Annotated in this window: 8 protein-coding genes and 1 tRNA gene; 6 read left to right on the top strand and 3 right to left on the bottom strand. The window is 64.3% G+C overall.

Annotated features, from left to right (window positions below; all coding sequences use genetic code 11):
- Positions 1 to 362: 362 nt before the first annotated feature.
- From ABD842_RS14280 to ABD842_RS14270, 3 genes are all read left to right on the top strand, one after another.
- Positions 363 to 2,921 carry a YfhO family protein gene (locus ABD842_RS14280; protein ID WP_345115207.1) on the top strand — a complete coding sequence of 853 codons (2,559 nt, stop codon included), beginning with the start codon at positions 363 to 365 and terminating at the stop codon, positions 2,919 to 2,921.
- Between the two features lie 208 nt (positions 2,922 to 3,129).
- On the top strand, positions 3,130 to 4,086 hold the full coding sequence (locus ABD842_RS14275; protein ID WP_345115205.1) for a 1-aminocyclopropane-1-carboxylate deaminase/D-cysteine desulfhydrase: 957 nt from the start codon (positions 3,130 to 3,132) through the stop codon (positions 4,084 to 4,086).
- Between the two features lie 84 nt (positions 4,087 to 4,170).
- A complete protein-coding gene (locus tag ABD842_RS14270) occupies positions 4,171 to 4,785 on the top strand; it encodes a DUF4230 domain-containing protein (protein WP_345115203.1) in 615 nt (204 codons plus the stop codon).
- Here the strand turns inward: ABD842_RS14270 and ABD842_RS14265 are convergent.
- Complete coding sequence (locus ABD842_RS14265) at positions 4,782 to 5,282, bottom strand: regulatory protein RecX (RefSeq protein WP_345115201.1); 501 nt, start codon at positions 5,280 to 5,282, stop codon at positions 4,782 to 4,784. The two genes, ABD842_RS14270 and ABD842_RS14265, sit on opposite strands and share 4 nt — an antisense overlap.
- Before the next feature lie 183 nt (positions 5,283 to 5,465).
- On the opposite strand from ABD842_RS14265, the gene ABD842_RS14260 reads away from it, so the two are divergent.
- The gene (locus ABD842_RS14260; protein ID WP_345115198.1) at positions 5,466 to 6,347 is read left to right on the top strand and encodes a DMT family transporter; all 882 of its coding nucleotides are present in this window, start codon (positions 5,466 to 5,468) and stop codon (positions 6,345 to 6,347) included.
- A gap of 87 nt (positions 6,348 to 6,434) precedes the next feature.
- Entirely contained in the window at positions 6,435 to 9,098 is a 2,664-nt protein-coding gene (locus ABD842_RS14255) for a DUF5686 and carboxypeptidase regulatory-like domain-containing protein (protein WP_345115195.1), read from the top strand.
- Positions 9,099 to 9,136: 38 nt separating this feature from the next.
- On the opposite strand, the gene ABD842_RS14250 is transcribed toward ABD842_RS14255, so the two are convergent.
- The gene (locus tag ABD842_RS14250; protein ID WP_345115192.1) at positions 9,137 to 9,436 is read right to left on the bottom strand and encodes a DUF4834 family protein; all 300 of its coding nucleotides are present in this window, start codon (positions 9,434 to 9,436) and stop codon (positions 9,137 to 9,139) included.
- Between the two features lie 12 nt (positions 9,437 to 9,448).
- A complete protein-coding gene (locus ABD842_RS14245; protein ID WP_345115189.1) occupies positions 9,449 to 10,207 on the bottom strand; it encodes an FkbM family methyltransferase in 759 nt (252 codons plus the stop codon).
- A 391-nt stretch (positions 10,208 to 10,598) separates the two neighbouring features.
- Here ABD842_RS14245 and ABD842_RS14240 point away from each other — a divergent pair.
- A tRNA-Thr gene (locus ABD842_RS14240) sits at positions 10,599 to 10,671 on the top strand.
- The last annotated feature ends 119 nt before the right edge of the window (positions 10,672 to 10,790 follow it).

Raw genomic sequence — 10,790 nt, 5'->3', positions numbered from 1 at the left:
GCAACAAATCCGCCTCTTTTAACGACCGAATCATGGCCGTAGCTTGTGGAATCTGGAATTGGCATCTGACTAAAAAGAAAGAGGCTATTTAGGAACAAGTCTGGTATCTGCTGGTTCTTTGAGGAGCCGAAGTTCCTGGCTTCAAATACGGTCTGGAAAACCACCGATTTCTTATTGAGGAACAAGTCTAATATCTACTTTCCTGCTGGCCGTAGCCTGTCCGCCGGAACCAACCAGAAGCCGCCTGCCGGGCATCCAGCCGTCGGATGGACTTCGCCGTGCCGGGGAAAACGGCTACCTTCGGGCTGCCTTGCTGCGTCTGAGGGTCAGGCAGGCTGTTTTTTCGATTCTTTCTTCGTCTGATGACTACTGTTTCCTTCCCTGTGGTGCCGCTGTGGCGCCGCGTGCTGCCCCACCTGCTGGCCGTTGTGTTCTTCGTGGCCCTGGCCGCGGTCTACTTCTCCCCCATCGTCTTCGACCACAAAACGCTGGCCCAGCACGACGTGGTGCAGTTCAACGGCGGGGCCCACGAGGCCCAGGTGTACCGGGCCGAAACCGGCAAGGAGGCGCTGTGGACCAACTCCATGTTTGCGGGCATGCCGACCTACCTGATCAGCACCCACTTCACCGGCGACCTGTCCATCTACCTGCACCAGCTGTTCACGCTGAACCTGCCGGCAGTGGTGGCCAACATGTTTCTGGCCCTGCTCTGCGGCTACGTGCTGTTCATTGCCCTGGGCGTAAGGCCGCTCATTGCGGTGGTGGGGGCCGTGGCGCTGGGCTTTACCAGCTACAACCTCGCCATTCTGGCTGCCGGCCACAACACCAAGAGCCTGGCCCTGGCCTACGCCCCGCTGGTGCTGGGCGGACTGCTGGTCACGTTCCGCCGCAACAAGTGGCTGGGGGCGGCACTGTTTGCCCTGGGCCTGACCATGAACGTGCGCTCCAACCACCTGCAGATAACCTACTACCTGCTGCTGCTGGTAGCCGTTTTCGGCATTGTGGAGCTGGTGGCGGCCGTGCGCGAAAACCGGCTCAAGGACTTCTTCAGCCGCACTATGCTGCTGCTGCTGGCCGCCGGGCTGGCGGTGGGCGTAAGCTTCGGCCGCCTTTATGTCACGGCTGAGTACAGCAAGTACTCCAACCGCGGCAAGGCCGAGCTGAAGCCCCTGCCGGCCCAGCCCGGGCAGGCGGCTCCTGCTGCCGATGCCGACGGCCACGACCCGGACTACGCCTTTCACTGGAGCTACGGCATCGGCGAAACCATCACCCTGCTGATTCCCAACTACTACGGCGGGGCTTCCTCGGGCAAGCTCAGCGAGTCGTCGGCGACGGCCAAGGCCCTGGAGGGGCTGGGCGTGCCGCCGGTGCAGATGCGCGAGTACCTGCTGAATATGCCGACCTACTGGGGCGGGCAGCCCATTACCAGCGGCCCGGTATACGTGGGCGCGGTGGTCTGTCTGCTCTTTATCCTGGGCCTGTTCGTGGCCGACCGCCGCACCCGGACCTGGCTGCTGATCGGGACTATCTTCTCCATCATGCTGGCCTGGGGCAAGAACTTTGAGACGTTCAACATGCTCATGTTCAACTATTTTCCGGGCTACAACAAGTTCCGCTCGGTGAGCATGGCCCTGGTTATTGCCCAGCTGGCCATGCCGCTGCTGGCCGTGCTGGCCCTGGCCCGGGTGCTGCGGCCCCGTCCGCTGGCCGCGCCGGCCATGGGCGCCAGCACCCACCCGAGCCTGGCGGCTTTGTCGGGCGCACCCGTCGATACGATGGAAACGGCGGCCGTGAAGCGCCGGCTGCTCTACGCCGTGGGCATCACCGTGGGCATCTGCGTGCTGGCTTTCCTGGCTGGTCTGGGTGCCGACTTTGCCTCCCCGGTAGATGCGCAGATGCAGCAGCAGGGCTTCCCCGTCGATGCCATCCGCAGTGACCGGGCCGGCCTGATGCACGCCGACGTGCTGCGCTCCATCGTGTTTGTGCTGCTGGCCGGCGGGGTGCTGTACTTCTACCTGCAGCGCAAGCTGTCGGTGACGCTGGCCGCCGCCCTGATTGGCGCACTCACGCTGGTGGACCTGTGGGGCGTGGATAAGCGCTACCTCAACGACAATAACTTCCAGCGCGAGACCATTGCCCAGCAGTTCCAGCCCACGGCCATCGACCAGCTGATATTGCAGGACAAGGACCTCAGCTACCGGGTGCTCAACACCCAGGCCGGGGACCCGTTCAGCGAGGCCAACACGTCGTACTTCCACAAGAGCATCGGCGGCTACCACGGGGCCAAGCTGCACCGCTACCTGGATCTGATTGAGCGCCAGATTTCGCAGAACAACGTGCAGGTGCTCAACATGCTCAACACCCGCTACATCATCACCCGCGACGAGAACAAGCCCGTGCAGCGCAACCCCGGCGCGCTCGGCAACGCCTGGTTCGTCAGCCAAGTGAATAAAGTGCAGGGCGCCGACGCCGAAATGGCGGCCCTGGGCACGCTGAACCCCGCCACCGAGGCCGTGGTGGATGCAGTGAAGTTTCCGCTGACCAAAACCGACTATGCGGCCGCCGGCTCCACCATTTCCCTGACCAAGTACTCGCCCGACGCGCTGACCTACCAGGCCAACGCCTTGCAGGATGGCTTTGCCGTCTTCTCCGAAATCTACTACCAGGACGGCTGGAACGCCTATATCGACGGCAAGCTCATGCCCCACCTGCGAGCCAACTACGTGCTGCGGGCCCTGCCCATCCCGGCCGGTGCTCATACCGTGGAGTTTAAGTTTGAGCCCAAGGAGTACGCCATCGGCAACACCGTGTCGCTCATCTCCTCCATCCTGCTGATCCTGACGTTGCTGGCGGCCGTGTACTACGCCGTGAAGCGCCAGCCGGCAGCAGCGGCAGCAGCGCAGGAGCCACTGCTGGCCTAGCCGACTGCCAGCCGGGGCGGCCGGCTGCTCACCTGCTGTTCTGCTCTTCATCGGGCGTACGCAGCGTGCCGCGCCGCTCTGCTTCCCAGATACATTTTTCAACAAGCAAAGCCCTTTGCCCAGCCACGGTAAAGGGCTTTGCGCATTTAGACGAACTTTGCCGAGGCGCAGAGGCAGGCCCTTTGCTCTGCTCTGCGCCGCGCTCCGCATGACAGACGAACAAGACACCCGCGGTTTGCCCTCTTTGCTGCTGCAGGAGCTCCACGAGCCCGTAGCCGCCCGGTACGGCGTGCGCCTGCTGCTGGCCCGTGACGACCTGACCCACCCCGAGCTGCCTGGCAACAAGTGGCGTAAGCTCAAGCACAACCTGCGGGCGGCCCGCGCCCAGAGCCACAGCACGCTGCTGACCTTCGGCGGCGCTTTTTCCAACCATCTGGCCGCCGTCGCCGCCGCCGGCCGCCTCGAAGGGTTCCGCACCATCGGCCTGGTCCGGGGGGAAGAAACCCGGCCCCTGAACCCGACCCTGGCCCGGGCTGCCGCCGACGGCATGCTGCTGCACTACCTCGACCGGGAAACGTACCGCCGCAAGCAGGAGCCGGAGCTGCTGGCCGAGCTGCTGGCCCGCACCGGCCCGGCCTACGTGCTGCCCGAAGGCGGCACCAACGCGCTGGCCCTGCCCGGCTGCGCCGAGCTGATACCCGAGCTGACGGCCCAGGCTGACTTCGACGCCGTGGCCGTGGCCTGCGGCACGGGCGGCACGCTGGCCGGCCTGCTCACGGGCCTCGACGGGCAGAAAGCAGTGGTGGGCGTGGCGGCGCTGAAAAACGGCGGCTTTCTGCGGGAGGAAGTCGATGCCCTCACCCAGGCCGCCACGGGCCGGCAGTACGCCAACTGGAGCCTGCACCCCGACTATCACTTCGGGGGCTACGCCAGGTTTTCGGCCGAGCTGCTGGACTTCATTCAGCGCTTTGCAGCCCGGCACGGCGTGCTGCTGGACCCGCTCTATACCGGCAAGCTGCTGTTTGGGGTGCTGGATTTGATTGACAAAGGCTACTTCCGGCGGGGCAGCACGGTGGTAGCCCTGCACACCGGCGGCCTGCAGGGCTGGGCCGGCTTCCGGCAGCGGTACGCGGCCCGTAGTGCGTGGTGGCCGGCCGCGTCCTGACGCCCTGACGCCCTGACGCAGCCAAAACCCCGGCCGAGCCGTATTTCTCTCAAATCCTTCGTAGCTCCTATGCCGCTTACCCGTTTGCTTCGCCGTCTGCTGCCCCTGCTGTTTCTGGCGGGTTTGGGCTGGTTTCTCTGGCAGAAAGTGCAGCCCGCCCTGTTCGACAACCCGCTCAACCCCACGCCCCGCATCACGGTGACGCACAACACGGTGCTCCAGAAAGTGGAAGCCCTGGGCAAGCTGGAGCTGGTGCGCTACCACTTCAAGGACGTGGTGGAGTACAAAAAGAGCACCTACCGCTTCCTGCCCGACGCCAAAGTGGCCCTCATCGTGGCCGGCGACGCGGTGGGCTGCCTGGACCTGCGCAAGGTGCAGCCCCGGGACGTGGTGTTTGAGGGCGACTCGGTGGTGCGCGTGGCCCTGCCCGCCGCCGAGCTCTGCACCTGGCAGGTCGACCACAGCCAAAGCCGGGTGTACAGCGTGGAAAACGGCTTTTTTCAGGATGCCGAGCTGGTTGATGCCGGCTACAAGTACGCCGAAGCCAACGTGCGCACCGCCGCCCTGCAGTCGGGCATCCTGGCCCAGACCGAGCAGAACGCCGAGAAGATTCTGCGGCCCATGCTCGAAACCATGACCGGCCGCCGCGTGGTGCTCACCCAACAAATAGCTCCGCCCCAGCTGCCCGGCCGGCGCTAGTCTTCGCCTTCTTCCGGCTCTTTGCCTAGGTCGTCGAGGGCCATGCGGATCAGGTCGTTTTCGTAGCCTTTTACCGTCATAAACATCGTGAGCTTCTGGCGGCGCAGGCGCTGGTTGCGCTCCTTTTCCACCCGGTCGCGCTTCTCCAGCACATCGACCAGGTTCTGGTAGTACTCGTCGCCGTCGATTTCCTTCATCCCCACCTTGATGCAGTAGTCGGAAATGCCTTTCTGCTTCAGCTCCTGGGTAATGCGGCGGCGGCCCCACTTCTTGATGCGGACTTTGCCCCGCACGAAGGCCTGGGCAAACCGCTCCTCGTCGAGCAGCTTCTCCCGGCTCAGCCGGATGATGATTTCGCCGGCCTCGTCCTCATTCAGCCCGTACTCGCGGAGCTTGGATTCGACTTCCTTCTGGTTGCGCTCCTGATAAGCGCAGAAAGCTGCTATTTTGGGCAGGGCTTCCGAGGGAGTGTAGAATTTTCGTTTGGGCTGATCCATGGGCAAAACTAAGACTTCAGGCGGGAAAGAGGACGACTCTACAACGCGCAAACCCGGCCCGGCGTTCGGGGTGCCCCCCCCCCAAACGGTGGCAGGCCAAACCCCGGCAGCGCGGTTTGGTTAGCACCAATACCCATTCTGCGGCCGACCTTTGCGCGGCCCTTCACCCTGCCCTGCCTGCCAATGCCCCTGACCCGCGGTGCCCGCTACATGCTGCTGTCCACGCTGTTTTTCGCCCTGATGAACGTGTGCGTGAAGCTGCTGCCCCACCTGCCGGCCCTCGAAATCATTCTGTTCCGCTCGGCGCTGTCGGTAGTTATCAGCTACGTGACGCTGCGGGCGCTGAAAATCCGGCCCTGGGGCACCAACCACTTTTTCCTCATTGCCCGGGGCACCACCGGCGCGCTGGCGCTGATCCTGTACTTTTTCACCCTGCAGAAAATGCCGCTGGCCACGGCCGTCACCGTGCAGTACCTGGCGCCCATCTTCACGGCCGTGCTGGGCATCTTTATCGTGAAGGAGAAAGTGCAGCCCTGGCAGTGGCTGTTCTTCCTGATTTCCTTTGCCGGCGTGGTAGTGGTCGAAGGCGTCGACACGCGCATCAACCTGAGCTACCTGGCCGTGGGCGTGGCGTCGGCGGTGTTTTCGGGGTTTTCCTACAACTCCATCCGCCGGCTGCGGGGCCAGGAAGACCCGCTGGTTATCGTGTTCTACTTTCCGATGGTGGCCCTGCCCATTGCCGGCGTCTACTGCCTGTTTCACTGGGTGCAGCCCCAGGGCCTCGACTGGCTCTGGCTGCTGCTCACCGGCCTGCTCACCCAGGGCGCCCAGGTGTGCATGACCAAGGCCTACCAGGCCGAAAAGCTGTCGAGCGTGGCCAACCTCAACTACATCGGCATTCTGTACGCGCTGGGGCTGGGGCTGGTCTTCTTCAACGAGACGTTCCACCCGGCTTCCTACCTGGGCATGGCGCTGGTGCTGCTGGGCGTGGTGCTCAACACGCTCTATGCTGCCCGGCAGGCCAGGGCCGCCCCTGTGGCGCCCACCGAAGAGGTGGTGGCCTGAGCCCCGCACCCCCGGCGGGCCGGGCCACAGGCAACCATTACTGCCCAGTTTCTATCTACCTTCACAGCTCCCTTGATTTGTAGTTCTATGCCGCGTTATCTACTAGTATTGTTGCTGCTGGCCACCTGCGTCGTGGGCCGCCACACCCAGGCCGGGGTTATCCGGGGCCACATCGTGGATCCGCAGGGCGCGGCGCTGCCCTTTGCCAACATTGCCGTGCGCGGCTCGGCGACCAGCACCGCCTCCAACGAGCAGGGCAACTACCAGCTGCGCCTCGAAGCCGGCCGCTACGAGCTGGTGTTTCAGTACGTGGGCTACCGGCCCGTCATCGAGCAGGTGCGCGTGGCGGGCGGCGACTCGGCCACGGTGCTGAACGTGACGCTGACGCCCGAGAACTACAAGCTGGGCGAAGTGGTGGTACGCGGCTCCGACAAGGACCCCGCCTACGCCATTGTGCAGCAGGCCATCAACTGGCGGCGCTACCACCGGGCGGAGGTAGCCGCATTTTCGGCCCGCATGTACATCAAGGCCCTGTTTCGCCTCACCGACGTGCCGGGCAAGATTCTGGGCCTCATCAAAGTCGGGCCCGACCTGAAGCCCGGCATCGTGTATCTGTCGGAGTCGGTGTCGGATCTGACGTTTCGCCAGCCGGGCAAGATTCAGGAGCGCATGATTTCGTCGCGGGTCAGCGGCAGCAGCAAGGGCTTCAGCTTCAACCGCGCGTCGAAGAACTTCAACTTCTACGACAACCTGCTGCAGTCGGGCTTCGCCGAGCGGGGGTTTGTGTCGCCGGTGGCGCAGAATGCCCTGCTGTTTTACCGCTACGAGCTGGTGGGCACCTCGGTGCAGAACGGCATCACCATCGACAAGATCCGCGTCACGCCCCGCCGTCGCATCGACCCGGCCTTCACGGGCTTCATCTACATTGCCGAAGACGGCACCTGGCGCCTGCACAGCCTGGACCTGAGCCTGAACGCCGACGCCGGCATCGAGTACGTGGACAAGATGCGGGTGGAAATCCTCTACGCGCCCGCCCCCGGCCATCCGCAGGCCTGGATTATTCAGTCGCAGAAAGTATTCCTGAACGGCGAAGCCCTCGGGTTTAAGGGCAACGGCAGCATCAACGCGGTGCTGTCGAACTACCGCGTGACGCCGACCTACGCCGCGCCGCCGGTAGTAGCGGCGGCCCCGCCCGCCGCCGCCGATGCGCCCGTGCGCCGCGAAACCGTGGCCGAGGTACGGCAGCAGCGGCCCCGGCTGCGCGCCGCCACCAGCAACATTCGCCGCGAGGCCCGCACCCGTGGGCAGCAGGCTGCCGCCACCGCCGACAGCGGGGCCGTGGCCGGCGTCGAGCCCCTGGCCAAGGGCGAAATCATGCACATCGAGCAGGGCGCCAACGAGCGGGACGCGGCCTACTGGAACGAGGTGCGCCCCATTCCGCTCAGCGACGAGGAAACCAAAGACTACCGCGTCAAGGACAGCGTGGAAGTCGTTCACAAGTCGCGGCCCTACCAGGATTCGCTGGACCACATCCGCAACAAGCCCAGCCCGGGGGACCTGCTGCTGACCGGCTACACCTACAGCAACACTTTTGCGCGCCGCTTCATTTTAGTTACGCCGCTCACCACTGCCCTGCTCTACAACACGGTGGAGGGCGCCGTCGTGAATGCCTCTGCCACCTTTATCCAGCGCTACGAAGACCGGCGCAACTACTCGCTGGTACCCACGCTGCGCTACGGTTTCGCCAGCCGGCAGCTCAGCCCCAGCCTGCGCGGGGGCTACACGTTCCGGCCCGAGTCGTTCAGCCGCGTGGGCTTCGCCGTTGGCCGCACCATCCTGGATTTCGACCCCGGCGCCAACCAGCAGCAGACGGCCATCAATACGCCGCTCATCAACAGCATCTACACGCTGTTTGCCAACCGCAACTACGCCAAATACTACCAGCGCGACGGCCTGGAGCTGACGTACCGGACCGAACTGGTGAATGGCCTTGCTCTGAGTCTGGCCGCGGGCTACGCCGACCGCCGGGAGCTGCACAACACCACGACCGAGCTGATAAGCGACGTGCCGGGCCGGGCCTTCACGCCCAACGAGCCGGTAGCGGCCGAGCGGCCCGCGGGCACGGGCTTCGGCCGCAGCCGCAGCACCACCCTCGACGTGCAGCTCACCTGGCAGCCCGGGCAGCAGTACATCACCCGCCCCGACGGGAAGTTCAACCTGCGCAACTCCCGGTATCCGCGCCTCACGCTGGGGCTGCGGCAGGGCCTGCGCAACGTGCTGAACTCCGACGTGCGCTTCAGCCGCCTGGAGGCAGGTGTGCGCAAGGAGCTGGCCCTGGGCCTGTTTGGGGAAAGCGTGCTCAACGCCACGGCCGGCACCTATTTGGGCAACCCGGATCTGACCTTTATCGACTTCCGCCACTTCGCCGGCAACCGGACCGCGCTGGCCGTCAGCTTCGAGCAGTTCCAGCTGCTCGACTACTACCGCTACAGCACCGCGCGGCGCTACGTAGAAGCCCATTTCAGCCACCATTTCAACGGGTTCTTTTTCAATAAAATCCCGCTCATGCGCCGGCTGCGCTGGCAGGAAGTGGCCACCGTGAATTACCTGCACACGCCGGCCGCGGGCAACTACGTGGAGCTGGGCGTGGGCGTGGAGCACATCTTCAAGGCCCTGCGCGTTGATTTCTTTACCGCCGTACAGTCGGGGCAGCGCCTGGATTCGGGCGTTCGGGTGGGATTAGGCTTCTAAGAACCCCGTCGGATTGGGTGGCCCGGGTATCCGGCACGCTATTTCACTTCCTCAAAGTCCACGTACTCGCCGCCCTTAAACTCCGGGGGCTTGCGGGCCTTTTCCTTGGGCGGGATAAAGTCGACGTGCACCTGGCCGTTGGGGCCAGCGCCGGGACCGGGCCGGGGGCCGGTCGGGGGCGGACCAAACGGGGCCTCGAACGGTGCGGTGCCAAACTGCTCGGTGTACTTGCGGGCCTGCTTCTGCACGAAGCTGGCCACGAAAAAACGAAGTACCGCCGGCAGCACATAGCGCACGACGAAGGTGATGATGAGGAGGGTGAGAACAAACTTGACCATCAGGAAGCTGCGTTATGCGGCCGGGGAAGTAGGTTGGAAGTAAAAATCGGCCGTCACGTGGCTTTCGAGCTGCTCAGCGGTGCAGGGCTCGAGCTCAAAACGCGCCGACAGCACAAATGGTTTGTAGCCCAGGCCGGCCAGCAGCGCCACCACCGCCCGGCGGTTAGCCAGGCCGTTGAGCTCGGTCTGGATCAGCGGGCGGAAGCGGCGCAGCGTGGCCTGCATGTTCTCGAACACCACCGACTCGAAGCCTTCCACGTCGCACTTCACAAAATCGAGGCGGGGCAGGTCGGCGAACAGCTCGTCGGGGCGGCGCATGGGCACATCGTAGGTGCGGGCGTAGGCTTCGCTGCTGCTGGCTGCCACTTTGGTCATGCCGTGGTGCAGCAGGCCGTCGCGCTCGGGGGTGCCCATCTGCACCATGGTATTTTCGCGGCCCAGCGCGTAAGGCAGCAGCGTCAGGTTGGGCACTCCGCTGAGCTTGACGTTGTCCTGCCAGATGGCCTGAAACTGCGGAATAGGCTCCACGGCCAGCACCTGCCCGTCCGGCCTGGCCAGCCGCGACAAGGCCACGGAATAGTAGCCCAGGTTGGCGCCGATGTCGAGGCAGACAAAGCCGGGCTTCACGATTTGGGACAGAAAAAACAGCTCCGGATACTTCTGGCGGCCCCAGCCCGCGCCCACCAGCCGCAGGTACACGCGGCTCACCAAGCGGATGTAGCGCTCGAAGCCAAGCGTGCGGACCAGAAGTTTGCGGAGCGGTTTCATCATAGTGCCCGCAAAGGTAGCAGGCCGCGGGCGGTTAGCGCCCGGCGGCCTGCCACTGCTGCCAGCCCACGCCGGCTACCACCGCGCCGGCAGCGGCGTGGCCAGTCCAGCCGACAGGGCATTGTATTTCCAGAAGAAAGCCCAGTCCTAGTCGCCCGGGCCGTCGTTGAGGGTCAGCAGCGAGCAGCGTGAGCAGGTACCAGCTCCCGGACAAGGCGACGAACAGGCTGCCTACGCGTGCCCCGGCCCGCAGCACGCCCGGGATTCGGGGCTGTGCCGGGGTCAGCCCGCGGGCGTTCGGCCAACCGCACAAAAATTTCTATCCGGGCTTGCGCGTTGCTTGGGCATCTGCCTATCTTTGCAGCCCCGGCGAACAATTGGTTGCCTGGAAATTGCCTCTTTAGCTCAGTTGGTAGAGCAGCTCATTCGTAATGAGCAGGTCGTTGGTTCGAGTCCAATAAGAGGCTCACATATGTTATTACCGAAAAGCCTCTTCTCAGCAGCAGAAGGGGCTTTTTTTTGCGTTATGTCGGGTCCGGAAATATGTTGACAGCTTTTCCAAAAGGTGTCATGAAAACCGAGTTTG

The sequence above is a fragment of the Hymenobacter algoricola genome (assembly GCF_039539525.1).
In the GTDB taxonomy this organism is placed as follows: Bacteria; Bacteroidota; Bacteroidia; order Cytophagales; family Hymenobacteraceae; genus Hymenobacter; species Hymenobacter algoricola.
The sequence above is the reverse complement of the archived record's forward strand: the minus strand, read 5'-3'. Positions and strand labels throughout refer to the sequence as shown.

Bases quoted from the DNA above. Each gene is read 5' to 3' on its own strand.
- ABD842_RS14280 (WP_345115207.1), top strand. From the start codon at position 363: ATGACTACTGTTTCCTTCCCTGTGGTGCCGCTGTGGCGCCGCGTGCTG.
- ABD842_RS14275 (WP_345115205.1), top strand. From the start codon at position 3,130: ATGACAGACGAACAAGACACCCGCGGTTTGCCCTCTTTGCTGCTGCAG.
- ABD842_RS14265 (WP_345115201.1), bottom strand. From the start codon at position 5,282: ATGGATCAGCCCAAACGAAAATTCTACACTCCCTCGGAAGCCCTGCCC.
- ABD842_RS14260 (WP_345115198.1), top strand. From the start codon at position 5,466: ATGCCCCTGACCCGCGGTGCCCGCTACATGCTGCTGTCCACGCTGTTT.
- ABD842_RS14255 (WP_345115195.1), top strand. From the start codon at position 6,435: ATGCCGCGTTATCTACTAGTATTGTTGCTGCTGGCCACCTGCGTCGTG.
- ABD842_RS14250 (WP_345115192.1), bottom strand. From the start codon at position 9,436: ATGGTCAAGTTTGTTCTCACCCTCCTCATCATCACCTTCGTCGTGCGC.
- ABD842_RS14245 (WP_345115189.1), bottom strand. From the start codon at position 10,207: ATGATGAAACCGCTCCGCAAACTTCTGGTCCGCACGCTTGGCTTCGAG.